The organism is Pontibacillus salipaludis, from assembly GCF_014642405.1.
In the GTDB taxonomy this organism is placed as follows: Bacteria; Bacillota; Bacilli; order Bacillales; family BH030062; genus Pontibacillus; species Pontibacillus salipaludis.
The window spans coordinates 244,705-270,150 of the sequence record NZ_BMIN01000004.1 but is presented as its reverse complement, the minus strand read 5'-3'; the positions used below and the strand labels follow the sequence as shown (position 1 = coordinate 270,150).

Genomic DNA, 25,446 nt, shown 5'->3' with positions numbered 1-25,446 from the left:
CGTTGTCAATTTCAACGAATACGCCAAGGATCGCGAGCTTATGACGCAGTATAACCTTCTTATGGAAGCCGAAGCAGTTGCGGGTGAGTATGGAGTAGCCGATTTATCCGAAGTTAAGGCTACAATCGAGCGCGAAATAGTTAGTCGATATATGGACCGTCTGAAAGCGCCAGAGCCGATTAAGGAGTTGCTGGTAGAGAGTGATGTATCCGATGTATTCGACTCGCTGCTCAGGATTGCGATGGAGGATATTATGGAAGGCGGGGTTTGGTGTTGAAGAGTTGTATTAGCTACACCGTGTTTATAGGATCCCTGCTATTTATGTATATAGGGTTACTATTCAGTTAAAAGAAAGGAGTATGGAAGTTGGGTTACATGAATGCAGTAGATGCAGCTAAGAAGGAGCTTAATAAACAGCATGACCGTCTAAATAAGGAACAAAGTAGGATTGATTTGGAACTGTCAGATGCGTATCACGATCTAGAAAGAATGGAAAAGATCAGACCAATAGCTGCTTACCGTCATACAAAGCGATTAAAAACGATACTTGACCGTCGAAGGGTTATAAAAGAAGAAATACGCCACCTAGACGCTATGAGGAAGTCGCTTAAGCACCACGCTGAAAAAGCAAAAGAAGCGCATGACCAACGATTGAACATTAAAAAAGCCTAGTTGCGCCAACAACTAAGCCGTAGAATGTCGAAAATGTAAGTATATGTATATTATACGTCTGTTAATCGTAAATTGCAAGCGTATAATCGAAACAACTGCTCTCCGACTACTCACCGCCAAGCCGACTATAAAGAAAGCTCTCGTACGCCAATACGGGGGCTTTTTCGTGTTTAATTGACGGAAAATCACCAAGAAAAGCGTTACGGTCGTCGTTAAAATGCAACAAGTAGGTAAGGGCGGAAAAGTAGCGGAATTTCTGCCGCGGTCAGCCCTCGATAGCGAATAACAAGTAGGGCGTCAAAGAGTTGCGGAATTTCCGTTACGGCTTCGCGCGGTTCCGGTATTACTAAGTGAAGGGTGCGAGCTAAACGTTGACAAGGTAGTAGGAGGTGAGGAAAATTCGCTGAAAGTGTTACGCCAGAGGATAGACGGTGTTAGTGGGAGTAGGAACACCTAATAAAACGAAAAGGGAGCGATTTACATGAGAAAAAGTTTAAAGGAAATGATCGTTAGTGATAAAGGGATGCCACACATTAACCTTCCTGAGGCTTTGTTAGAAAAAGACTATAAAGGGGCAGGGAATGCACTTTTAGTTTATGAGAATGGGGAACTTACAAAGCTTATTTACGAAAACCAAGATTGTCCTCCGGTGGCTGTGGATTTAAGTTTTGACCAGTTTCTAGACTTGCTTATAGATAACGGGGTGGACCTAGAGAAGTTAGAGGAGGTCGGAGGAAAGGTTTTAGGTGGTACCTGCAGTTGCTGTCAATTTGTGTTTCCCACAATTCTTTTAGATATGGAGGAGTTGTAATGAGCGGAGAAAAACTGAGAGAAGTGTTCGACAAAAGGAATCCGAGAGGAGCGAATGACGACCGGCATTTTATTGCGCTGCCAAGCGACGCTTTACACTACGTCCATCATGTGCGAATGAGTGCCGAGAAGTTCTTCCTCTACCAACTAATCATCGATCACTACAATCCGAAAGATGGCTACGCCTATCCGAGTATTGAGCGGCTTTCCGTAATGTACTCGAAGACTCCGGAAACAACAAGCAAGCATCTCGACGATTTAAAAGAGGTAGGTCTGATCGACTTTCCGGAAAAGGGCTACTACGTGCCGCTGGTTCCGTTAGATGCCGAAACCTTTTACGGCGAGCATCCTGACGCACTCCGAAACTATAAAGATCGGCTAAAAAAGAGTGAGGGGAGGAGGCTAGCTTCGGCGGAACGTATGCAGAAGTGGAGGGCGGAACAAGGTTACTCGAATGGATAGGAATAAGTACACTTGTTTACTTCGTGTAACACCTCGTCCGTTTAAGTGTGAACTAGATTTAAAGAACGAGATGTATTAACTAGATTTAAAAATATAGCGGCGTTCGTAAACTCACACCGCGGTATGTTTGTGTTTAAGTACTATATACCTTTCGGAGTAAAGAAAGAGAAAGAGGATGAACAAGAGATACCGGTACACTTAAAAACTCGAGTAACAGAAAGGGGGATAAATGATGGTGGGAAAACGTCAGTATCGTCACCCTGGGCCGGGAGCCATCGAATTTGCCTCGACCTATACAAACGGACTTACCAGGAAGGCGGCTCACTCGATAGTCGTATCGCTCTTAAAAGACGAACTGCCCGATCAAGATGACAAGCGGGTTAAGCGGTGTGACTTTTGCGGGTATCCTTACCGCGATACAACTCGTCCGAATAACAGCAAAACGTGCTCGAAGGAATGTAAGACTGAAAGAGACACGTTGAAGCGACGCCAAAAACAAGCGGACAAACGCTTATTACAACCCCGTAAAAAAACTAAGCGTGAGCAGTATTACGTTAGTTGGCTCGAATATCCGTTTTGGTTAAATGAGTATGAAATGCTTAAACAATCTTGGAAGCGCGAAAATCCTTATGAAAATGACAAGGTAGAGCGGATAAAGGCTGCTCAGCTACGAACGGATAGGCTGAACGGGAAAAAGAAGCCCAAGATCACTACACCATATAACAGTAAGGATGGAGAGAAACAGCAAAAGGTGCGTGTAAAGTTTGAGACAGACAAACAAGCTCGTGAGCCTGGCGAGGTTATTGCCTATCACCTTTCGGCGGAAGAGATGCGGTCTTACTACGAAGAGAAATATTCTGAGTGGGAACGTTACCTCGTTCGGCTGAGAGCGTTAGAGCAAAAGAAATTTAGCCGCAGTAAGAAAGGTATAAGGGGATAAAGCACGTATGCAAGCCGGCAGTCTATGTGCTTATTATTTTACAGTAAGAGTCATAAAAAGGAGGAAAGAGGATGAATAAGAATATATTCAAAAGTGTGCGTTTGTATCTGGGTATGTCACAAAGGGAATTCGCAGACTACCTTCAAATCGGACAGTCGTCTGTCTCAAAGATCGAAGTCGGTCAGAGGGGGGTTAGTGACGTGATACGGGCTAAAATAGCTAGGCAGTTTGAAGTAACGGATGAGTTCCAAGACTTTGTAGAGAGGAATAAAAAGTTACGCTCTTAATTTATTTTTCAATTAAGTATAAAAGGTTAAGTTTACCCATTTTAATGTTACGTCAACTCTCTCGAAAAAGCAAGGGGGATTTTTATGGAAGATAAAAAAGTTAAAATATCGCAGCACTTTAGCGAAAGCACCAAGTTAATCACCACCGTTTATGACGCGGAAACTGCCGAGGTATTATACCGAGTCGAAATGGACTCGTCAGAACTACCTGGCGTACAACATGTAATAACGGAAATGGCTTACGAGGACGCGCTGGGTTTTATTTACGGCTGCGGTTATCGGCTGGAGGACGGAAAAAGCTAGTGGTTTACGCTGACAAACAAGCAATGCTGAGTAAGCTACTGGAAGACGAACGGTACGAGGTAATTAGCGAAGTATACAACGAACATAAGCGCCTGATAGCGGCGTTATTTGAACGGAAAGAGGTGCAGGAATAATGGCGTATTATCCACGAGAAGATCAAGAGACATTATACAGCTACGACCCGGTGAGTGACGAATGGGCGGTGCACTCGACTTACCCTCCGCATATCAAAGCGATCCTAGAACGCGTAGAAAACATTAAACTCGCGCACAAGGACGAGGGCGGCAAGGTAATTGCGGTAGAAGGCTACGGCACAAGAGAGCAAGTTCGGCTGTATCGGCATAAGTAGCAGCCCCGTATTTTTCGGAGATTAAGAGGTTCCGAGACTAATAACACTTGGAGCGCTTGAACTACCTCAGAAAAGCGGGGTAGACCCTATATATTTCGGCGGAAATCTGTTATATACGTACAAAAAACGGAGGGGTTAAGGTGGAGCGAGAGGAAATCGGTTGTGTAATCCGTATCAACGAGTATAGTTGCTATGGACCTGGCCAAAGCAAGCCGGCCACGCTTTACAAAGACGGGCTGGTAGTGCCGCATAAGTACGTAGTGGTCGACGTGGAGGTCGACGAAGAAGGTTCCGAGTGGGAATTGGGCGAGTGGCAGGACGATTTTAAAAGTGCGTTTTATATAAATGGGGGAGGGATGACCGGATGAATCCTTTAGCGGTAGTTAACGTGGAACACATCGAACTAACACCGTTCCTAGTGGCGTTGATTTACGACGAGAAAGGGAAGCAAATTGACGATATAGCTGTGCCGCATGAAAGCGTGGAAGCCTCACTCGTTAAAGTAGCAGAGGTTATGATCGAACATAGACTTTACCCTATGGACGTATATACCTCTACGGCTGAACTGTATGTCGAAGCGCTAAAGCACGAAGGATTTAACGTGAGCTATCGAGTGAAGTCGGACACCTCGGAAACTCGAAGGTTACTAGAGTCATCAGAAGAAATGTTTCGTGAGTTTTACGAGATTGAACTTGAAGTACCTATGCCTAAGTGGCGAGCGTGGGTAATCAGCCGACTCAACAAACTTATTCAAATAATTGAGGGGAGATATTCTAAATGAGCAAAAGCAAATTAGAACTATATAGAGAAATGTCAGATCAAAAAGCAGAGAAAGATAAAGTGATGTGGGAACGCATATCAAAGGAAAAAGAAACCTTAAATAAACTAAGACAATCTTTTGATGAAGTGATGAAGAAGCAGGTAAACGAAACTAAAAATTACACTAAAGATCTCGACGAGTTATCAGACCAAATCGAAGAACAGAAGAAGCTGGTTGCCCGCCGAGAGCATGAACAATTAGTTTTTCAGAAAACAAGACCTAACGACATAACCTTTGACGATATTTCTGCCGAGTTTAACAACGAAGTTAAGCCGAAATTTATCGAAGAAAAAATAAACCCCGCATTCCAAAAACTACTCGAAGCAAAAAACGCTTATGCCAGGGCGGTGTTTGAGTACGACGAGTTAGTCGAAGAACACGAAGATATTGTTAGAGATTATAAATCTACTTTAGGTAAGCACTATGAATACAAGGTGTACGGAATTAAACTCACCCAAAAGGAAAGGCAGAAACACTTCTTTTCTGAAGGCGAGCTAATTGATATTTACCGAGGAAAAATACCTGACTTCTATAAATGGGACGAAACTTTAAAGAAAGGGCTGATTGACTAATGGGGCCAAACAAACCAGTTATCTTACTCCAAAATTTACGGGATCGTATTAAAGAAAGAGATCAGTTTACGGCAGAAGACCTGGAAATGGCTAGAGGACTAGCGGGACAGATAGGTTCTATGCAGTCCAAACTCACGTACACACGCATTAAAAAGGAGATAGCGAAATCAGAAGCTGAGGAAGAGCAAAGTGATTAATCCGGAGAAATTCATCGAGATGTTCGGTAACAAGGAGCCGGAAGAGCTCGTAAAACTGGCGCAAGTGGACCCGGACTACACCTCCGGGCGCCCTCGCTTAATTTTCGACGGGGAAACGGTGATAAGTAAACAGTACCCCTACGCAAGCTCGTACACACCCTCGCCGAATGATCGTGTGTTAGTCCTCAAAGGCGTGGTAATCTGCGCAATTAAATAAATGAATAAACGGTATCAAGGCCTCGCATTTAGCGGGGTCTTTTTATTTAGGTCAAAAATCAAAGTTAATCAAAGTCAAAGAAGGGAGAAACAAAATGAATGATTACCAAAAGTTAAGACAGATGGATCAGGTTTTTAAAGAACACTTTCAGTTCTTGGGCGAAGCAATTACCAAGGCGGAAGAAATCGAAGACGAACAAGAAAAGAAACGCGAAGCGCGCTTGTGTTTAAGGCAAGCGGAAAAAGGATTAAAGAAACTACGAAAAATAACGGTTACTAAATACGCGCGCCCTGTCAGGAAGACCACGGTAAGCCTTGCCGAAAGTATGACGCAAAGGGCACGCATGGTATACCGAGGTAAGTCGGAAAAAGCTGATACGATGCTGCCGATTATTAGCGAAAGAACCGAGTCTATGCTTCGTGCGATTCGTGAGTACGTGGAAAGAACGGGCGGGGATAGCGATGTCTAATCTCGATGTGTCGTTTCGTATAGAGTGTATAGATGCGTTCTCGGATACGATGTCGAACTTAGAACGATCTACAAAGCGAGCCTTCGACGGAGTTAAAGTAGCAGGCGCGGCCGTAACCGGAGCAAGCGCGGCAATGACGGCGGGCTTAGGTATGGCGGTCAATACGGCAGCTAACTTTGAGCAGTCTATCTCGAAGGTCGGCGCACTCTCCGGAGCAACCGGTAAGGAGCTCGACCAACTATCGGCAATCGCGCAGGAGATGGGTTCAAAAACGTCATATAGTGCTGTCGAGGCCAGCGAAGGCTTGCAGGCGCTATCTATGGCGGGCTTTAGCGTCGAGGATCAAATCAACGCGTTACCAGGCGTGCTTAACGCGGCAGCTGCGGGCGGAACTGACCTAGGTGAAACAGCGGACATTGCTTCGAATATCCTTTCCGGCTTTGGTATCGAGGCGTCTAAAACCGGTCACGTAGCGGACGTACTGACCAAGACGTTTACTACGTCTAACACTACGATGGGCTCTCTTTCCGAAACAATGAAGTATTTAGCCCCGGTAGCAAAGGCGAGTGGTCAGTCGCTCGAAGAAATGTCGGCCGCAACTGGTCTATTAGGATCAGCGGGGATAGCTGGGTCACAGGCGGGCACAAGTTTAGCGATGTCTCTCACCCGATTAGCAAGTCCTTCGAAAGAGGCGGCTACTTTAATGAAAGACCTCGGATTTAATGCGTTTGATACGGCTACTGGCGCAATGAAGCCACTTAACCAGATAATCGGTGACTTGGAGAGCTCAACAGCCGGACTCACGCAACAACAGAAGCTCAGCGCCATTAGTACCATATTCGGAGCAGAATCAGCGAAGTCAATGTTAACCCTCTTGGAGGCGGGACAAGGTACTATTGCAAATTACACGAACGAGCTCAAGAACTCCGGAGGTACGGCGCAACAAATAGCGACGACTCAGCTCGATAATCTCAAGGGGCAACTCAAGCTGATTTCCTCGGCCTTCGAGGGTGCAGCTATTTCAATCGGTACGGCGTTACTACCTGCGGTTAAAGTATTAGCGTTAGGTGTGCAATGGTTGTTAGACGGATTCAACGCTCTATCACCAGGAATTAAATCGACAGTCGCGGTCGTGGCAGCTTTAACGGCTGCGTTTGGCTTAGTTTTGGGTCCCGTGCTCATAGCCATTGGATTTCTACCTGCGTTGATTAGTGGACTCACGGCATTAGCAACCGCGGCAGGCACCACGGTAAGCGGCTTACTGGCAGTAGCAGGCGTAGCTACGGGGGTAGTTGCAGCCTTGGTAGCAATAGGCGTAGGTTTAGTGATCGCTTATAAGAAAGTTGGATGGTTTAGAGACGCGGTTAACTCAGCATGGGCGTCTATTAAGTCGGCGTTTAAGACCGCGCTTACGTTTATTCGAGGCGTAGTCAAGACGGTAATGACCGAGGTTACTGCGTTCTTAAGTAACAAACTCGCGCAGATTAATGCGTTTTGGACGGAAAATGGCGATATGATTCTCCAAGCGACTAAAAACGTATGGGGCGTGCTTAAGTCCGTCATACAAGGCGCGATGTCGGTAGTTAGTTCGGTGATGGAAACCGTATGGCCGGTAATTAAGTTCTTAATCGTATCGACATGGAACGCGATTAAAGGCGTCATAAACGGTGCTTTAAACGTGATAATGGGCTTAGTGAAGACGTTCGCGGGGCTACTGACGGGCGACTTTTCGGCGATGTGGTCCGGAATAAAGCAAATGTTCTCAGGTGCCGTGCAGTTCGTATGGAACCTCATGAGCGTTATGTTTATCGGTAAGATCGGTGCTGCCATAAAAGGCTTTGCCGCGGCAGGCAAGGCGGTGTTTAGCGGGTTTTGGGGCGCTATCAAGTCGCTATTTACGTCCTCAACTTCAGCGGTTAAGAACGTCTTTACAGGCGTTTTTAATTTCCTGAAAGGCTTCCTTAACAATACGCTTTCAACGATGAAAAACGCTGTTACCACTAAGTTCTCTTCGATGAAGTCCGCCGTAACCGACAAAATGGGCGCGGTTAAAGACACAATAAAGAACATCTGGAACGATTCACTAGATTTTCTGAAGTCAATCGACCTAGTGGACGTTGGTAAAGATATAATTAGCGGGCTAGGTAAAGGCATCAAGTCAATGGCAGGCTCAGTTATGTCGAAAGTGAGCGACATAGCCAACGGCATTAAAGACAAAATAACGGGCTTACTCGATATCCACTCCCCCTCGCGTGTGATGATCGGAATAGGGAAAGACACTGGTAAAGGGTTGGTTATCGGACTAGATGATATGCTTCCGCAAATTGAACGTACTAGCCTAGATATGGCGAAATCGGTCGTACCTAAGAAGGGGAGGTATGACGCGCCGAGGACGCAACAAAACAGCGGAGGTACAACTTACGGAGACATACACATTACTATGAATGCGCGCGATTTAGCCGAGGTAAAAGACGTGCATGAATTATTCAGTAGGTTAAAGCAAGAATATCGTGCTAGATAGGGGGGGAGAAAGTGGTAACAATTTTAGAAATTATAATACAATGTAGTTAATATATGGTACAATGTAGAAAAAGCTTGGAAGGGTTCAGGTTTATGGGCGCTAGGAAACATCTACAAAAGAGTAAGTGGTATCATGGTACAACTCTTTCAGGATGGAAAGAGATCTGTATGAAGCGAATACAAGTGAATCACAATATAGGGAACGAATTGGACTTTGGCTATGGTTTTTACCTCACGCCGAAAGAACAACAAGCAAAAGATTTCATTCAAGATTTACTAGCATACACTGGCGGAGAGAGCGTTCTTCAAGGCCTTCCTTTTCTGGTAAAGGATAACCCTGAAGATAAAGTTGCAGTAGTAGTTGAATTTGAATTTACACCTTTAGACTGGTTTTATGATGATCATATCAACACAATGGTATTAAATAGCTACGATGATGAGTTTGCCGACTTCGTCTTTTTTAATAGGACAGAAAACATCTATGGGGAACATCAACATGATTACAAAGCTATTTTTGGGGTAATGAGTGATAGTAAGCCGAATATAGTTCTAAGTAGGTTTAAAAATGGTGAAATTGGCAAGGATGAAGTTATTGAAAGCTTCAAGAAAACCACAAGTAATAAACAGTTGTCAATTCATACTCAAGATTTTTGTGATATACTTGTACCAAGCAAAGCATATATTATTGAAACCGGAGAGGAGTTGGATGTGAATGAGTACAGTTATGGAAAGAAACAAGTGGATGTTGAAAGATGAATTATCTGAAGCTTTAGTGAGGTTTTCTGAGGGGAAATTATCAAATGAATATGCGAGAGAAATTGCAAACATTACACTCCAAAACGTTGATTTTAATAATTCAGCTCTAGCTCACAAAGGTGTCAATTGGTTTGCTAAAGATTTGTTGCGAAAAATAGTGATTTAATATAAAACTTAACCTCACTCTCATGTGAGGTTTTTATTTTATAAAAATGTTAGCATAACGGTTGTAGATTACGCCGTACTTGGCAGCGTCTTTAAAATCGAGGAGAAAGTCGTAGCAGCTGGCGTGGTGAAGGCCGTTGAGTTGATCGAGGACTACCACCTCGGTAAAGCGGAGTGGCTTGCGGCAGTCGGGGCAACGGTGCATATTAAACACCCCCTTTTGCGAGGAAATTACGTAGGACTTGCATTATTCGAGGTCCGCGCGCATACGTTTGTAAAGAAACAAACAAACGCCTCTAGCCGGGTTTTGCCCGCGGTTAGGGGCTTTTCTTATGCGCCAAAGTAGTACGAGCCCTTACGTCATACATACATCATAACACACATAATATGGAAGTGCGGGTAATACGTAGGTGTGATGTTCGTGTGTCCTGCGTAATAAATCGGCAAAGGGGCGGGTAAGTATGACTTATATCAGACGTAGTGTATCGTTCAATTCGGAGGATCCAGATCAGGCGGCTTTATTAGACCACGCCAGTAAACGGAAAAACTTCAGCGGTTACGTAAAGCGGTTGATTCAACGGGATATGGAGCGAGGTGGCCAGGCTGAGATAAAAGCGGAGGTAAAGCCGGAAGCCAAGTCAGCGCCGATCAAGGTCGCAGTTACCGGAAAAACTCGATGGGTTAACGATGGTAGCCGAGGAATTAAACGCTAAGAAGAATATCTCCGTTTACTTGTCCGACCGGATCGTATATAATAGAAATTGCAAATCCGAAGCGTCTCCGTTTGCGTTAAGGTTCCGTTCTCTAAAATTAATTTCGGAATTTCAACGCAATCGTTGCGGAGAGGTTATCGCAAGAGGGACGCGGGGTTTACGTATATTGCGACCGAGGAAGAATATCCGGTAGGTTCCGGTCCTACGTCTGTCGGGGGTTCGAATCCTCTCGAGCGCGCTCATATAAAACGCCTTACCTATTAATAGGTAAGGCGTTTTATTTAATCTCTTGAACGCCCCTTCATTTCATTGGAGTGTCGAAGCTGAGAGAATGTTTCCGTTAACTTTGATTGAGTATAAGGTGTGCCGGGAAACCACTCGCTTTCCTGTGGCTCACCTAGGCTCATCTGCCCACGGGAGTCTCGCAGTTTCCCGGCACACCTTTTCCGTATTATGAAGTAACGGAAACAGGCTATAGTTGCATTTGGGGTGTTAAAGAACCTTAGCAGTACTAGAGCAGTGGGGCAGTTCATCCAAAATCAAGCAAGGGGGTATGGGGAACGGGGAGACTCCTGCGGGAGAAAGAGGTCGACGAGACCCCGCAGGGAGCGAACGCGAGCGAGGAGGCTCGACAGCTCGCCCGCGGAAAGCGAGTCGTTCCCCATACCCCCTTATTACTCATAAACATAACGGCCCCATCCTTTTTATAATGTCTCGGCTTCAACGTACCTTAAGCCGTTCCTATACTCACTGCGAGGTTTAGTTTATTCCTTTTAAAGGAAATAGACTACTGTAACCCCATTCTAGCAACACAGGAAGGTGGAAAAGATTATGTTCAATCGATTTGATCAAGGACGTCACTTAACACCTGAGCAGAAGGAAGATATGTTAGATCGCAAACGGAAGAAGATTATCGCTGAAGATGAAGCGAAACATAATTTAGAAGAAGATCCAGATGAAAAGGAAGAAGAGAAGTAGTATCCTAAAAGAGTCTTAACGTTGCTGAGCAATTTTAAGGCTCTTTTTTTGTGCTGTCATGTAAAGTTGTTCCTTTACGGAGTTCCTCTTCCTTACTTCCTTCTATTAAAGAAAGTTTGTTATAATGATTTGTAAACGTTTTCGGGGGAGAGGGTCTGTTTGAAGCATCAATTAAGTCAGGAGCAGCGGTTAACGTGGAGGATGACGCAGAGGTTAAGTCAAGCGATTGAGATGTTGGCCTATAATGGACAAGATTTGATTCGTTTTCTTCAAGATCAAGCAGAAGTTAATCCTCTTATAGAAGTAAGTGTATCTTCGGCCCTTCCAAAGGGAGGACAATCGGAGGCGAGTCAAACCGTTCAATCATCTAAAGAGAAGTCTTTTCGTGACCATTTACAAGAGCAGCTAGTTGAGAGCAGGATCCCTTCATCTTTACGTCAGTTAGTTCAGTATGGAGTTGATTCCTTAGATGACCATGGTTACTTGGATATAACGATTGAAGAATGGAGTGAAGTTTGTGGTGCGTCGTTAGCAGAAACGGAAGAGGCGTTATCCTATATCCAATCCCTACATCCTGCTGGTGTTGGAGCGAGATCTTTGCAGGAGTGTATTGCTATTCAGTTGAAACGCGCGGAACATCCTATGTACATGACGCAGCTTGTTTATGATCATATAAACTGGGTAGCTGAACAAGATATTGAATCCATTCAAGAGGAATACAACATTACACCGGAAGATGCAAAGCTTGCGATTGATACAATTCAAACGTGTCATCCAAGACCAGGCCTTCAGTATTCGTCTGTACAAGAAGACTATATTGTTCCGGATGCGGAAGTGTTTAAGAAGAATGGCGACTGGGTTGTGAAGCTTTCGCCGTGGAATGCGCCAAAGATTGTCGTGGATGAGGATATGTATGCCTTATCTCATCAACATCAAGAAGCATCCGCGTATTTAGAGGAAAAATACCAACATGCAATATGGCTCCAAATGGCAATCGAACAACGGAAACAAAATATGAAAGCGATCATGGAAGAGATCGTTAAAAGACAAGTTCCTTTTTTTGAAGAAGGTGCTCACCAAAAGCAATCCCTCAGAATGAGAGAGGTTGCTGAAGCGATTGGAGTTCACGTCTCAACCATAAGCCGTGCAGTACGCCATAAGTATGTTCAGTCCCCAAGAGGAATGATCCCCCTTAAAGATTTCTTTCAACAAGGGTTGAAGACGAGGAGTGGTCAAGAAACCTCCGCTGAAGCGATCAAGCATTTGTTAAAGGAAACCATACTTACTGAAAATAAGCAGAAGCCCTACTCAGACCAAAAGTTAAGTCAGTTATTGCATGACCAATTTGGTATTTACATTTCTAGGAGAACCGTGGCAAAATATCGGGAAGCACTTTACATACCATCATCTACGAAAAGAAGGAAAAGGGGGTAGCTGCATATGGAAACAGAGATTGTGCTGTATACAAAGAAAGACTGTCCTTTATGCCAAGAAGCTAAAGAACTGATTGAGACACTTTCATATGATTATGAGATTGTGATTCGGGAAAAGGATATATATGAAGAAGATGAGTTAATTGAACGATATGGTCTCATGATTCCGGTAGTAGAAATGGAGGGTGAAGAGGTCGATTATGGGAAAATCGATCTTTTTTCAATAAGTAACCGTTTACAAAAGAAAAAGGGCTAGGATGTCTGTTGCAAGGGGTCATGGGGACTGATACAATATAAATGTAAGCTTGCCGTTGAGGTATTTTTTTGGCCCAAGCGGGACAGAATACGTCAAGGCGGGACGAAAAAGCTCCCGCTGCAGCTTACATACAGCAAAGGAGCTTTTCCATGAGGGCATTAATTGACTTACAGAGTAAACTATTCCCCGATTTGCTATCAATTATGCAACGAAGATATGAAACCTTAACATTGATTCAGCTAATGGAGCCAATTGGACGAAGAAGTCTTGCTGATCATTTGAACATTGCAGAACGAACCGTTAGAACAGAAATTGATCTCTTACATGAACAAGGATTAATTGAAGTGACGACAAAAGGGATGCATGTGACGAATACTGGTAAGAATGTAATCGTTCAGCTAGAAGCCTTCATGAATGAATTAAGAGGTTTTAAAGATTTGGAGCAACAAGTGAAGCAACGTTTACAACTTGATCACGTAGTCATCGTACCTGGGGATAGCGATGAACTCTCATGGGTGAAACAAGAAATGGGTAAGGCCTGTGTGCGTTATATGAAGGGAATCCTTCGTAGAGATGACACAGTGGCTGTAACCGGTGGAGGAACCATTGCAGCTGTGGCTGAGATGATGACACCACTTGAACAAGCAGGAAACTGCTTATTTGTCCCGGCCCGCGGTGGACTTGGAGAACAGATGGAGAATCAAGCGAACACCATTTGTGCTGAAATGGCGAAGAAAGCAAATGGAACGTACCGACTTCTCTATGTGCCAGATCCGCTTAGCGAAGAATCCTATCAGACCATTATTGAAGAACCTTCTATTAAAGAGGTGCTAAAAATCATTCGTGGAGCTGGCGTGGTTGTTCATGGTATTGGCGATGCTACTACTATGGCAGAACGAAGAAAAACTCCACAAGAAGTTATAGACACCATTCAAGAGGGTAAGGCTGTAGGTGAGGCTTTTGGTTATTATTTTAATGAAGAAGGTAGTATTGTTCACAAAGTGCGAACAGTAGGAATTCAATTAGAAGATTTACAACATACTAATTGTGTTATTGCTGTCGCAGGTGGCAAATCAAAAGCTAAGGCGATTTCTTCATATTTTAACCTGGGACAATCCAATGTACTCATTACCGATGAGAGTGCAGCAAAAGAGCTAATAAAGGGATCTTCCCTTTAGATAGAAAATAAACACCTATATACCTTAAGGAGGAATTTTTCATGGCAATCAGAATTGGTATTAACGGTTTCGGACGTATCGGACGTAACGTATTCCGCGCGTCTCTTAAAAACGACGAGGTAGAAGTAGTAGCGATCAACGATTTAACGGACGCTAACATGCTTGCTCACCTTCTTCAGTATGACTCTGTACACGGTCAACTTGATGAAAAAGTAACAGTTAACGGATCTAACCTTGTAATCGGTGGTAAAGAGATCACAGTTCTTTCTGAACGTGACCCTGCTAACCTTGGTTGGGGAGATCTTGGTGTAGATATCGTAATCGAATCTACTGGTCGCTTCACTCAGCGTGACGATGCTAAAAAACACATCGATGCTGGCGCGAAAAAAGTTATCATCTCTGCACCTGCTAAAGGCGAAGACCTTACAGTAGTTATGGGTGTTAACGAAGATTCTTACGACCCAGCTAGCCACCATGTAATCTCTAACGCATCTTGTACTACAAACTGCTTAGCGCCATACGCTAAAGTTCTTAACGACAAATTCGGTCTTAAGCGCGGTATGATGACTACAATCCACTCTTACACGAACGACCAACAAATCCTTGACCTTCCACACAAGGACTACCGTCGTGCGCGTGCTGCTGGTGAGAACATCATCCCAACAACTACAGGTGCTGCACAAGCAGTAGCTAAAGTAATGCCTGAAATGGAAGGTAAACTAACTGGTATGGCTATGCGTGTTCCTACACCTAACGTATCTCTAGTTGACCTTGTAGCTGAGCTAGATACAGATGCTACAGCAGAAGAAGTAAACCAAGCGCTTAAAGAAGCTGCTGAAGGTGAACTTAAAGGTATTCTTGGTTACAGCGAAGAAGAGCTAGTTTCTAGCGACTACAATGGTAACCCAGCTTCTTCTACAATTGATGCTGCTTCAACTCTAAGCATCGAGAAGAACATGGTTAAAGTTGTTTCTTGGTACGATAACGAGAGCGGCTATTCTCACCGTTGTGTAGACTTAGCTGTATACCTTGCGAAAAAAGGACTTTAAGTTTTTCGTAAATAAGCAGGAAAACAACTCCTGTTAACCGTATAAATTATGAGTGTCCATCGCAAAGAGCAGGAGGAGAGCAACCTCCTCCTTTGCGATGTTTGTTTGATAGAACCATGAAAAGAATGGAAGCCCACCACATTTTTACCATTTGACTCTTTTTATGATTTAAATCAAACCCTTGTAACACGTTTGTCTTCTTGAAAATAAGGAAACGTACATACAGGGGAGCTAGACACATTCCAAGGAAAATTTTAAAGGAGGTCCTCATCCCGTGAACGTGAATGAGAAAAAAACCATCCAAGATGTAGAAGTAAAAGGCCAGAAAGTATTCTGCCGCGTTGATTTCAACGTACCTATGCAAGATGGTGAAGTAACTGACGACACGCGCATCCGTGCAGCGTTACCAACAATCCAACATTTAATTGAACAAGGTGCAAAAGTAATCTTAGCTAGCCACCTTGGTCGTCCTAAAGGGGAAGCCGTTGATGAACTTCGCCTTGATCCAGTAGCGAAACGTCTAAGTGACTTACTTGGTCAAACCGTTACGAAAACGGATGAAGCTTACGGAAGTGAAGTGGACAAAGCCATTTCGGAAATGGAAAATAGCGATGTACTTCTTCTTGAAAATGTTCGTTTCTATCCGGGTGAGGAAAAGAACGACGCAGAACTTGCGAAGGAATTCGCTAATTTAGCAGACCTTTATGTAAATGATGCTTTCGGTGCAGCTCACCGTGCGCACGCTTCAACTGAAGGGATTGCTCAACACCTTCCAGCAGTAGCTGGCTTCTTAATGGAAAAAGAATTACGTGTCCTTGGTAATGCGTTAAAAGACCCTGAGCGTCCTTTCACTGCTATTATCGGTGGTGCGAAAGTTAAGGACAAAATCGGCGTTATCGATCACCTAATTGACAAAGTTGATAATTTAATTATCGGCGGCGGTCTTGCTTACACATTCGTGAAAGCTCAAGGCTACGAAATTGGTCAATCTCTTCTTGAAGAAGATAAGATCGATCTTGCGAAGCAATATATGGAAAAAGCTAAAGAAAAAGGCGTTAATTTCTATATGCCACAAGACGTAATCGTTGGCGATGATTTCTCTAACGATGCAAACACGCAAGTGGTTAATATCGATAGCATCCCAGCTGATTGGGAAGCAATGGACATTGGTCCAAAAACGGTTGAATTATACGCTGACATCGTGAAAAACTCTAAGCTAGTAATCTGGAACGGCCCAATGGGCGTTTTCGAGCTTGAAACATTCGCTAATGGTACAAAAGGCGTTGCTGAAGCTCTTGGACAAACAGAAGGTTATTCTGTAATCGGTGGCGGTGACTCTGCTGCTGCTGTTGAGAAGTTCGGTTATGCAGATCAAATGGACCACATCTCCACAGGTGGCGGTGCATCATTAGAGTTTATGGAAGGTAAAGATCTTCCAGGCGTAGTAGCATTAAACGATAAATAATAGGTGAGGTGACAGTATGCGTAAACAAGTCATTGCAGGTAACTGGAAAATGAACAAGCTAATGGGCGAGGCTACACAGTTCGTTGACGATGTAAAAGGTCAAGTACCTTCTTACGATCAAGTTGAATCTGTTGTTGTAGCACCTTTCCCTTATCTTCCAACGCTTGTTCAGCAAGCAGAAGGCACAGATCTTAAAATTGGTGCGCAGAACATGCACTTTGAAGAGAGTGGAGCATTCACAGGCGAAGTTAGCCCTGAAATGCTTAAAGACCTTGGCGTAACGTATGTTGTTCTTGGTCACTCTGAGCGTCGTGAAATGTTTGCTGAAACAGACGAAACAGTAAACAAAAAGACACACGCTGCATTCAAACACAACCTAGTACCAATTGTTTGTGTAGGTGAAACAGATGAGCAACGTGAAAACGGCGAAGCTGAATCTGTAGTAGAGACACAAGTGAAAGCTGCTCTTAAAGACCTTACAAATGAACAAGTTAAAGATGTCATCATTGCTTATGAGCCTATTTGGGCGATTGGCACTGGTAAAACAGCTACAGCTGAAGATGCAAACGCAATGTGTGCTTCTATCCGTAAAGTCGTTAACGAATTTGCAGGCAGTGAGCCAGCAGAAGCGATTCGTATTCAATACGGCGGTAGCGTAAAACCAGCTAACGTTGACGAGCTTATGTCTCAGTCTGATATTGATGGTGCTCTAGTAGGCGGCGCAAGCTTACAACCTGATTCTTTCTTATCTCTAGTGGAGGCAGGTAAACATGAGTAATCAAAACCTAGCTGCGTTAATCATCTTAGATGGTTACGGCATGCGTGACGAGGAATACGGTAATGCTGTAAAACAAGCGAACACACCAAACTTTGATCGTCTTTGGGAACAGTACCCACATACAACGCTTACAGCAAAAGGTGAAGCGGTTGGCCTTCCTGAAGGCCAAATGGGGAACTCTGAAGTAGGTCACTTAAATATTGGTGCAGGTCGTGTGGTTTACCAAAGCCTAACTCGTGTAAATATGTCCATTCGTGAAGGCGACTTCTTCGAGAACGAGCGCTTCATCGAAGCTATGGAACATGCTAAAGAAAATGACAAAGCTTTACACCTATTTGGACTTCTGTCTGACGGTGGAATTCACAGTCATATTGAGCATTTATATGCCCTTCTTGAAATGGCGAAAAACCGCGGAGTAGAGAAAGTCTATGTTCACGGATTCTTAGATGGACGTGACGTAGGCCAGAAATCTGCAAAACAATATATTGAAGCCCTGCAGAACAAAATGGATGAACTAGGTGTCGGTGAGATCGCGACTCTATCCGGCCGCTATTATTCCATGGACCGTGACAAACGCTGGGACCGCGTGGAGAAGGCCTACCGCGCAATGGTATACGGCGAAGGTCCAACGTACCAGGATCCAATTGAGTTAGTAGATGATTCTTACGCGAATGATATCTATGACGAATTCGTTCTTCCATCTGTTATGACAGACGATGCGGGTAACCCTCGTGCAACTGTTGAAGATGAAGACGCGATTATTTTCTATAACTTCCGTCCAGACCGCGCCATCCAAATTTCACGTACCTTCGCTAACGAAGACTTCCGTGAATTTGAGCGTGGTGAGAAAGCACCGAAGAACACTCATTTTGTGATGCTTACGAAATTCAGCGAAACAGTCGACGGTTTCGTTGCGTACAAACCCGTTAACCTGGATAACACAGTAGGGGAAGTATTAGCACAGAACAACATGAAGCAGCTTCGTATTGCTGAGACGGAAAAATATCCACACGTAACGTTCTTCATGAGCGGTGGACGTGAGGAAGAATTCGAAGGGGAAGAACGAATCCTAATCGATTCTCCTAAGGTTTCAACGTATGATGAACAACCTGAAATGAGTGCTTATGAAGTAACAGATGCTCTTCTACAAGAGCTAGATGCAGACAAGCACAACGCGATTATCTTAAACTTCGCAAACCCTGACATGGTCGGTCACAGTGGTATGCTAGAGCCTACTATTAAAGCGATCGAAACAGTGGACGAATGTTTAGGTAAAATCATTGATAAGATCACTGAAAAAGGTGGACATGCGATCATTACAGCTGACCACGGTAACGCTGACGAAGTAACGAATTCTGAAGGTAAAGCGATGACAGCTCACACAACAAATGATGTACCTGTAATCGTGACGAAAGATGGCCTTGAGCTTCGTGAAGGCGGCATTTTAGGTGACTTATCCCCAACGTTATTAGACTTACTACAAGTCGATCAGCCTAAAGAAATGACAGGCGAAACGTTAATTAAAAAATCTGATCAATAAAAAGGAGAGAAATAACCATGCCATATATTACGGACGTATACGCACGCGAAGTCTTAGACTCCCGTGGTAACCCAACAGTTGAAGTAGAAGTATATACGGAATCTGGTGCTTTCGGTTCAGCACTTGTTCCAAGTGGTGCATCTACTGGTGAATACGAAGCAGTAGAACTACGTGACGGTGACAAAGATCGCTACCTTGGTAAAGGTGTATCTCAAGCTGTTCAAAACGTTAACGAAAAAATCGCTCCAGAAATCCTTGGTTTCGACGCAACTCGTCAAGTGATCATTGATGAACTAATGATCGAACTAGACGGTACTGAAAACAAAGGTAACCTTGGTGCGAACGCAATTCTTGGTGTATCTATGGCAGTAGCTCGCGCTGCAGCTGACTACCTTGGTATTCCTTTATACCAATACCTTGGCGGATTCAACGCGAAGAAACTTCCAACACCAATGATGAACATCCTTAACGGTGGTGAGCACGCAGATAACAACGTGGACATTCAAGAGTTCATGGTTATGCCTGTTGGAGCTCCAACATTCAAAGAAGCTCTACGTATGGGCGCAGAAATCTTCCACTCTCTTAAGAAAGTTCTTAAGAACAAAGGCTACAACACTGGTGTAGGTGATGAAGGTGGATTTGCTCCTGACTTAGGTTCTAACGAAGAAGCACTATCTACAATCATCGAAGCAATCGAAGAAGCTGGGTACAAGCCAGGCGAAGAAGTTCAACTTGCAATGGACGTTGCATCTTCTGAAATTTATGAAGATGGCAAGTACAACCTTAAAGGTGAAGGTGTAACTCGTACGTCTGAAGAAATGGTTGACTGGTATGAAGAGCTTGTTAACAAATACCCAATCATCTCAATCGAAGACGGCCTAGACGAAAACGACTGGGAAGGTACAAAACTTCTTACAGAGCGTATCGGCGACCGTGTTCAACTTGTTGGTGACGACCTATTCGTTACAAACACAAACAAACTAAGCCGCGGAATCTCTGAAGGCATCGCAAACTCTATCCTTATCAAAGTGAACCAAATCGGTACACTTACAGAGACATTCCAAGCAATCGAAATGGCGAAAGAAGCTGGTTACACAGCAGTTATCTCTCACCGTTCTGGTGAAACAGAAGACTCTACAATCGCTGACATCGCTGTTGCGACAAACGCTGGTCAAATCAAGACAGGTGCTCCATCTCGTACAGATCGCGTAGCGAAGTATAACCAACTTCTACGCATCGAAGACGTACTAGCTGGTACAGCAGTATACGCTGGTAAAAACGCATTCTACAACCTAAACAAATAATAGGTTCTAAACAAAAGCCCCTTCATTCGGCCGAATGAAGGGGCTTTTTTATGCTATATACCACTCTAAAGGGCTAAAGCGTGCCAGGCACCCTGCAGTGCTGTAGAGAGGTAAAGGGTGTCTGGCACGCTTTATGACTATATAGCAATAAAGTGAGTATTGGATAAAAAGAGCTGTCTCCAGTAGGGGACAGCTCTTTGGTGTAAATAATATATAGAATTTACTCTTCTTCTTTAGGGAACCAGTTTGGTACGTTTAAGATTTTCGTCCACATTGGTTCTGGAATCGCTAGTTCTTCTTGTTGATTCAATTTCATTGCGGTACGGATTTGGTCTTCTTCACCTTTAGCTACTTTTTCTACCCAATCTGGTTCCATTAGCATTTCACGTCCTAGAGAAATCATTGGAACTTTTGCAAGGGCTGCTTCTACATCATCTGCTGTATGAAGGCTACCGACACCCATTACAGGGATGATGCTGCCAACACGTTCTTGAATTAAGTCGATACGAGGACGTGTATCGTTCTCGTCGCGCATAGAACCTTGGTTAAAGCTAGAAAGTGAGATATGCAGGTAATCTAGATCTTGTTTAGCTAGCACATCTACAAGCTGTAGCGTGTCGTCCATTGTAATACCAGGTTCTTCGCGTTCTTCTGGTGATAGACGGTATCCTACTACGAACTCATCCTTAGCATGTTCAGCGACAGCTGCCTTCACAGATTCAACTACGGCAAGAGGGAAGTTCATGCGGTCTTCCACTGATCCGCCCCACTGGTCATCACGTCGGTTGGAGTGAGGAGAGAAGAATTGTTGTAAGAGATACGTGTTCGCTCCGTGAATTTCAATTCCGTCAAAACCAGCTTCAATTGCGCGACGTGTCGCTGAGCCGAAATCAGCAATCGTTTGCTGGATTTCTTCTTCTGTCATTTCCCTTGGAGTTGGAGAGTTCGGGCGAAGTGCAGCTACCGCACTCGCACTGACCACATCTTCATTTGGAATAAGATGTGGTGGGCACATACGACCACCATGGAAGATTTGTAGAATCGCTTTGGATCCTTTCTCGTGAATGGCATCGGCTAATTTACGAAGACTTGGGATTAAATCATCTCGATGTGCACCGATCTCCCCATCAAATCCTTTTCCGTATTCGTTCACATTTGCACAAGCCGTAATGACTGCGCCAACGCCTCCTGAACGGCGTTTGTAATATTCAAGTTCTTTATCAGATACACTTCCATCATCATTTGATAAGAAGTTTGTCATTGGAGCTAATAGCACGCGGTTTTTCAATGTTACGCCTGATGGTAACTGATAGGATTCAAACATATATTTACGATCACTCATGATTTTGCCTCCTTGATATGTTCCTTATTATTTGAGAATCTCAATTTAAGAACATGATCAGTTTATCACGCAACAAAAACCGTTGTCTTTTAAAGTGCATCTGCCAATCGGTTATAAAACGATACTAGAGTTAGGATGAATGCAAGATATCCTCGATAATTTGGATAACGTTCAGTCCTTCTTGTCCAGTTACCGGGAGTTGCTTTTCATTCCGGATCGCTGCAGCTAACTGCTTATAATACGATTCATAGCTTCCTTTTTCTGTTGGGACACGGATTCCATCTGGGTGTTCGTCATTTGTTAATATACCGTAGTTCTCTTCAGAGTCAACACCCCACCCGAACTGATTCGGTAACATTCCCTCTCTAAGCTGATTTTCTTGAGGATCTGTCCCATATTTAATAAAGCTTCCTTTTGTACCGTGGACTTGAAATTTGGGTCCTGTTGCTCTTACGAGAGAACTAGAATGGAGGATGACTTGTAAAGCATTATAGTCTAATAATAGGTGAAAGTAATCATCCACCTCTGCTCCTTCACGTTGAGCTCTAGCAATCCCTTGAACTTGTGCTGGTGAACCAAATAGATGAAGAGCCTGATCAATTAGATGAGCGCCTAAGTCATACAAAATACCAGCGCCAGGTACATCTTTCTCTCTCCACCTGTCGCGTACGTGAGGGCGATATCGGTCAAAGTGAGCTTCGTAGCTAGTCACATCTCCAAGAGCATTGCCTTCAATCAATTTCTTCACTGTAAGAAAATCATTATCCCATCGCCTGTTATGGAAAGGGCTGAGCAATCGATTATTTGCCTCGGCAATTTGAAGTAATTCTTTCCCTTCATGGCTATGAACGACGAAAGGTTTCTCGATAACGACGTGTTTTCCTGATTCTAGTGCTGCTTTTGCAAGAGGAAAGTGATACTCATTTGGAGCAGTAATAATAATAAGCTCTATGTCGTTATCTTGTATGAGGGCATCGGGCGTAGGTGTAATGTGAATCTGCCCAAGATCTTGTTCTGCTTTCTCCTTTTTAGATGTAGATACGGTTGTAAGTTCAAATTCCGGCATAGATTGAAGGAATGGTGCATGGAAGACTTGCCCTGACAGACCATATCCAATTAATCCGGTTTTTATAGGTTTCATAGTAATCGACTCCAATGTATGTAGGTTTCCGTTTCCTATATACTCTAGCACAAAAAGGAGCGATGGGAAAAAGAGGCGTAGCTATACTTTATTACGTTAAACTTATTGAATGTTATAGTCTAAATCTATGATTTAATACCATCCAAATGCATGTAAAGCAACCATGATAATAGCCAAGTCAGCAATCATGTGGACGACCCATGAGCCTTTGTAGGTGCCCGTTCTTTCTGTTAAGAAACAGAAAATCAAACCGATAGCGAATAACCCGATTAGGACGAGGATGGTTAGTGGGAGCGAGAACCACCCTTGAATACTAGCGAGGTGGTACAAAGCAAAAAGACTTGAAGAATACAGATATCCGAGCCGTTTCTTTCCGTGAAATAAAAGGTTTTGAAAAATAAACCCACGGAAGAACCATTCCTCTACCCATGAATTCCCAAGTATAATGTATATTCCAACAGCATAGAAGGTTACAGGTGTTATACCAAGATCCATTTCGAGATAAGACTTGATTTCAATGAAATCAATCATATCTTTAGTCAGCCAGTAAGCAATGAGAATAGAAAAGAAAGATAGTGTTGCAAACAGTAATGGGTCTTTCCAAGTTTCTTTTCTCCTTTTTAAGTGAGGGGGGAGGAAGGACTTGTAAAAGATTAAAGGGATTCCGATAAATAACACAAGCTTACCAGCAGTTTTTACAATGTAAGGAACACCAATTCCTTGTTCGAACCCATAAAGGAATAGACAGGTAAGGAAGGAGAGCATCACTACCACTTTAGTTTGATTCATTACACCACTCCCTAAAGTTACATTTTACACTTTTAATGTTATTTTAAACGATAATGTCTCGTTTAACAATGATGCAATAGTTGTGTGATAAGCTAGATATAAAACATCACAGAGTAGGTGGAGCAATGAGAAAGTGGAAGTGGTGGAAAAAGATTTTACTGGTTGTTGGAGTTTTAGTAGTGGCAATTGGAATTACAGGATACGTCTATTTGCAGCCTTATGAACCGAATGAAAGAGCACTCCAGGCACTGACTCGAACGGAAGAAATCTCGATCAAAGATAAAAAGGAATGGATCTCTTTCATACCAGATCAAGCGGAAAAAGAAACGATCCTTTTCTATCCTGGAGGTTTAGTTGAGCCAAAGAGCTATGCTCCTCTAGCACATCAACTCGCTGAAGAGGGATACGCTACATATATTTTTAAGATGCCTTTGAATTTGGCTGTCCTAGCTCAGGACAAAGCGAATGAAGTCATTCAAAAAGATCCTAATCGCTCCTACGTTATTGGAGGCCATTCGTTAGGTGGGGCAATGGCCACCAGGTACGCCGCAGAACATGAAGAGGACTTAGATGGTGTTTTCTTATTAGCTGCTTATCCCGATGAAGTTGGCGACCTAAGTGAATCAAATTTGTCTTTCTTGTCGATAACGGGTGGTAAAGATGGTGTGATGAATCGTGATAAGTACGTAGAGGGGAAGGCATATGCCCCTGAGGATCATCAATTTATAGAACTCGACGGAGCGAATCATGGTCAATTTGGAAGTTATGGCTTTCAAGAAGGAGACCAAGAGGCGACCATTACGGCAGAACAGCAGCTTGATCAGACAACTGAACTTATATCTGAATGGCTTTCTAAATAAAAGGCTCTGTTAAAGTTTAATGTTGTTAATCTATATAACAAGCTTGTGCAAGATTAGGGTAGGATTGTTGAAGACTCGAAACTGAGACACTTTATTGTGAGTGGGGACGTTACTTTTATTGAGTGGTAGAGGTGTCTGGGGAACGACTCGCTTTCCGCGGGCGAGCTGTCGAGCCTCCTCGGGAAACCCACCCTGCGGGGTCTCGTCTACCTCTTTCTCCCGCAGGAGTCTCCCCGTTCCCCAGACACCTCTTATCAGAAGTCGTATAACGTCCCCTTAGCTCGAGCGTAGCGGGGCTTCAACAAACTACCCTCTCATATGTGGCATGCCTCCGTTCCCTCATATATGGCAGAGGTGGTTCGGGAAATTGCGAGACTCCTGCGGCAGTAGGAGCCTAGGGGAGACCCCACAGAGAGCGAAGCGAACGAGGAGGCTTCCCAGCTCGCCGCGGAAAGCGAGTGATTTCCCGAACCACCTTATTCTCAATTTTGGAAAACGGAGGCATTCTCTCAACTTCGAGTCTTCCACATAAGGGGCTTGTATGGAATAAATGAAAATCAACAATAAACATGAAGAGAGCAAAATAAAAAGGTGCGTGTACCACTTTAAGAGGTACACGCACCTTTCTATTTTGTATAGCATTTTATTTGCGTTCGAAACCTTCTTGTTCAAGGTAGTCTGTTGCTGCTGCATAGGTCGGGAAAGTACCGTCTAGCATGTCACCAGCATAGATATTCCATAGATCAAAATCGAAGACAAGCGCTAATGTATGCCCTTCATCGTTTACCCACGTTTCTTGGTCAGGTTGGGATAGAGAGTCAATGGCATCGCGAACAATTGCCTTGATGTCTTCTTTGGAGAAGTCGCGAATGTTCACCATACCGCGGTCATCTGTCTCAACACCATCAATATAATAACCGAATACAAAGCCGTTTCCATTAGGATGCAGGTGATAGACAACGTTTTTCTTGTCCATTACGCTTTCTTCATAGTGGAAATTCACGCGTCCAAGGGATACGTCGTTTCGCGTTAATTCGGGAAAAGATTCTATAATCTCTAGTTTTTCTTCAAATGTAAGCAT

At 43.7% G+C, this 25,446-nt stretch carries 30 protein-coding genes; 26 read left to right on the top strand and 4 right to left on the bottom strand.

What is annotated here, in order from left to right:
• The first annotated feature begins 40 nt into the window (after positions 1-40).
• From IEW76_RS07010 to eno, 25 genes are all read left to right on the top strand, one after another.
• On the top strand, positions 41-277 hold the full coding sequence (locus IEW76_RS07010; RefSeq protein ID WP_188652214.1) for a hypothetical protein: 237 nt from the start codon (positions 41-43) through the stop codon (positions 275-277).
• Between the two features lie 89 nt (positions 278-366).
• Complete coding sequence (locus tag IEW76_RS07005) at positions 367-672, top strand: hypothetical protein (RefSeq protein WP_188652212.1); 306 nt, start codon at positions 367-369, stop codon at positions 670-672.
• A 481-nt stretch (positions 673-1,153) separates the two neighbouring features.
• Positions 1,154-1,483, top strand: coding sequence for a hypothetical protein (locus IEW76_RS07000; RefSeq protein ID WP_188652211.1), 330 nt, complete (start codon positions 1,154-1,156; stop codon positions 1,481-1,483).
• Positions 1,483-1,944: a helix-turn-helix domain-containing protein gene (locus tag IEW76_RS06995; RefSeq protein WP_188652209.1), complete on the top strand. Its 462-nt coding sequence runs from the start codon at positions 1,483-1,485 to the stop codon at positions 1,942-1,944. Before IEW76_RS07000 ends, IEW76_RS06995 begins: the two co-directional genes overlap by 1 nt.
• Before the next feature lie 229 nt (positions 1,945-2,173).
• Positions 2,174-2,884: a hypothetical protein gene (locus IEW76_RS06990; protein ID WP_188652207.1), complete on the top strand. Its 711-nt coding sequence runs from the start codon at positions 2,174-2,176 to the stop codon at positions 2,882-2,884.
• Positions 2,885-2,955: 71 nt separating this feature from the next.
• Positions 2,956-3,171, top strand: a complete 216-nt coding sequence (locus IEW76_RS06985; protein WP_188652205.1) for a helix-turn-helix domain-containing protein — start codon at positions 2,956-2,958, stop codon at positions 3,169-3,171.
• A gap of 84 nt (positions 3,172-3,255) precedes the next feature.
• Positions 3,256-3,474 (top strand): hypothetical protein, encoded by a 219-nt coding sequence (locus IEW76_RS06980; protein ID WP_188652203.1) that lies wholly within the window; start codon positions 3,256-3,258, stop codon positions 3,472-3,474.
• Positions 3,474-3,608, top strand: a complete 135-nt coding sequence (locus tag IEW76_RS20950; RefSeq protein WP_268235054.1) for a hypothetical protein — start codon at positions 3,474-3,476, stop codon at positions 3,606-3,608. The genes IEW76_RS06980 and IEW76_RS20950 overlap by 1 nt, the downstream gene beginning before the upstream one ends.
• A 579-nt stretch (positions 3,609-4,187) precedes the next feature.
• On the top strand, positions 4,188-4,604 hold the full coding sequence (locus IEW76_RS06975) for a hypothetical protein (RefSeq protein ID WP_188652201.1): 417 nt from the start codon (positions 4,188-4,190) through the stop codon (positions 4,602-4,604).
• Complete coding sequence (locus IEW76_RS06970; RefSeq protein ID WP_188652199.1) at positions 4,601-5,215, top strand: hypothetical protein; 615 nt, start codon at positions 4,601-4,603, stop codon at positions 5,213-5,215. The genes IEW76_RS06975 and IEW76_RS06970 overlap by 4 nt, the downstream gene beginning before the upstream one ends.
• Positions 5,215-5,412: a hypothetical protein gene (locus IEW76_RS06965; RefSeq protein WP_188652197.1), complete on the top strand. Its 198-nt coding sequence runs from the start codon at positions 5,215-5,217 to the stop codon at positions 5,410-5,412. Before IEW76_RS06970 ends, IEW76_RS06965 begins: the two co-directional genes overlap by 1 nt.
• Before the next feature lie 311 nt (positions 5,413-5,723).
• Positions 5,724-6,098 carry a hypothetical protein gene (locus IEW76_RS06960; protein ID WP_188652195.1) on the top strand — a complete coding sequence of 125 codons (375 nt, stop codon included), beginning with the start codon at positions 5,724-5,726 and terminating at the stop codon, positions 6,096-6,098.
• On the top strand, positions 6,091-8,619 hold the full coding sequence (locus IEW76_RS06955) for a phage tail tape measure protein (protein WP_188652193.1): 2,529 nt from the start codon (positions 6,091-6,093) through the stop codon (positions 8,617-8,619). Before IEW76_RS06960 ends, IEW76_RS06955 begins: the two co-directional genes overlap by 8 nt.
• A 167-nt stretch (positions 8,620-8,786) precedes the next feature.
• Entirely contained in the window at positions 8,787-9,374 is a 588-nt protein-coding gene (locus tag IEW76_RS06950; RefSeq protein WP_188652191.1) for a DUF3990 domain-containing protein, read from the top strand.
• A complete protein-coding gene (locus tag IEW76_RS06945) occupies positions 9,331-9,540 on the top strand; it encodes a hypothetical protein (RefSeq protein ID WP_188652189.1) in 210 nt (69 codons plus the stop codon). Before IEW76_RS06950 ends, IEW76_RS06945 begins: the two co-directional genes overlap by 44 nt.
• Positions 9,541-10,000: 460 nt before the next feature.
• The gene (locus IEW76_RS06940) at positions 10,001-10,252 is read left to right on the top strand and encodes a hypothetical protein (protein WP_188652187.1); all 252 of its coding nucleotides are present in this window, start codon (positions 10,001-10,003) and stop codon (positions 10,250-10,252) included.
• 831 nt (positions 10,253-11,083) lie between these two features.
• Positions 11,084-11,230, top strand: coding sequence for a hypothetical protein (locus tag IEW76_RS06935; protein ID WP_188652185.1), 147 nt, complete (start codon positions 11,084-11,086; stop codon positions 11,228-11,230).
• Between the two features lie 159 nt (positions 11,231-11,389).
• Positions 11,390-12,664 carry an RNA polymerase factor sigma-54 gene (gene rpoN, locus IEW76_RS06930; protein ID WP_188652182.1) on the top strand — a complete coding sequence of 425 codons (1,275 nt, stop codon included), beginning with the start codon at positions 11,390-11,392 and terminating at the stop codon, positions 12,662-12,664.
• 6 nt (positions 12,665-12,670) lie between these two features.
• Complete coding sequence (locus IEW76_RS06925) at positions 12,671-12,919, top strand: glutaredoxin family protein (RefSeq protein ID WP_188652180.1); 249 nt, start codon at positions 12,671-12,673, stop codon at positions 12,917-12,919.
• Positions 12,920-13,068: 149 nt separating this feature from the next.
• Positions 13,069-14,097 (top strand): sugar-binding transcriptional regulator, encoded by a 1,029-nt coding sequence (locus IEW76_RS06920; protein ID WP_188652178.1) that lies wholly within the window; start codon positions 13,069-13,071, stop codon positions 14,095-14,097.
• Between the two features lie 41 nt (positions 14,098-14,138).
• On the top strand, positions 14,139-15,146 hold the full coding sequence (gene gap, locus IEW76_RS06915) for a type I glyceraldehyde-3-phosphate dehydrogenase (protein WP_036782300.1): 1,008 nt from the start codon (positions 14,139-14,141) through the stop codon (positions 15,144-15,146).
• 280 nt (positions 15,147-15,426) lie between these two features.
• The gene (locus tag IEW76_RS06910) at positions 15,427-16,611 is read left to right on the top strand and encodes a phosphoglycerate kinase (RefSeq protein ID WP_188652311.1); all 1,185 of its coding nucleotides are present in this window, start codon (positions 15,427-15,429) and stop codon (positions 16,609-16,611) included.
• Positions 16,612-16,627: 16 nt separating this feature from the next.
• Positions 16,628-17,389 carry a triose-phosphate isomerase gene (tpiA, locus tag IEW76_RS06905; RefSeq protein WP_036782302.1) on the top strand — a complete coding sequence of 254 codons (762 nt, stop codon included), beginning with the start codon at positions 16,628-16,630 and terminating at the stop codon, positions 17,387-17,389.
• The gene (gene gpmI / locus IEW76_RS06900; protein WP_188652176.1) at positions 17,382-18,929 is read left to right on the top strand and encodes a 2,3-bisphosphoglycerate-independent phosphoglycerate mutase; all 1,548 of its coding nucleotides are present in this window, start codon (positions 17,382-17,384) and stop codon (positions 18,927-18,929) included. The genes tpiA and gpmI overlap by 8 nt, the downstream gene beginning before the upstream one ends.
• 17 nt (positions 18,930-18,946) lie before the next feature.
• Entirely contained in the window at positions 18,947-20,233 is a 1,287-nt protein-coding gene (gene eno / locus IEW76_RS06895; RefSeq protein ID WP_188652174.1) for a phosphopyruvate hydratase, read from the top strand.
• Between the two features lie 220 nt (positions 20,234-20,453).
• Here the strand turns inward: eno and IEW76_RS06890 are convergent, their stop codons facing one another.
• The 3 genes from IEW76_RS06890 to IEW76_RS06880 form a co-directional block, all read right to left on the bottom strand.
• Complete coding sequence (locus tag IEW76_RS06890) at positions 20,454-21,575, bottom strand: NADH-dependent flavin oxidoreductase (protein ID WP_188652172.1); 1,122 nt, start codon at positions 21,573-21,575, stop codon at positions 20,454-20,456.
• 130 nt (positions 21,576-21,705) lie between these two features.
• Positions 21,706-22,716, bottom strand: coding sequence for an oxidoreductase (locus tag IEW76_RS06885; RefSeq protein WP_188652170.1), 1,011 nt, complete (start codon positions 22,714-22,716; stop codon positions 21,706-21,708).
• Positions 22,717-22,848: 132 nt separating this feature from the next.
• Positions 22,849-23,505: a CPBP family intramembrane glutamic endopeptidase gene (locus IEW76_RS06880; RefSeq protein WP_188652168.1), complete on the bottom strand. Its 657-nt coding sequence runs from the start codon at positions 23,503-23,505 to the stop codon at positions 22,849-22,851.
• A 125-nt stretch (positions 23,506-23,630) separates the two neighbouring features.
• Here IEW76_RS06880 and IEW76_RS06875 point away from each other — a divergent pair, with 125 nt between their 5' ends.
• A complete protein-coding gene (locus IEW76_RS06875) occupies positions 23,631-24,365 on the top strand; it encodes an alpha/beta fold hydrolase (protein WP_188652166.1) in 735 nt (244 codons plus the stop codon).
• Positions 24,366-25,008: 643 nt separating this feature from the next.
• Here the strand turns inward: IEW76_RS06875 and IEW76_RS06870 are convergent.
• A complete protein-coding gene (locus IEW76_RS06870) occupies positions 25,009-25,446 on the bottom strand; it encodes a hypothetical protein (RefSeq protein ID WP_188652164.1) in 438 nt (145 codons plus the stop codon).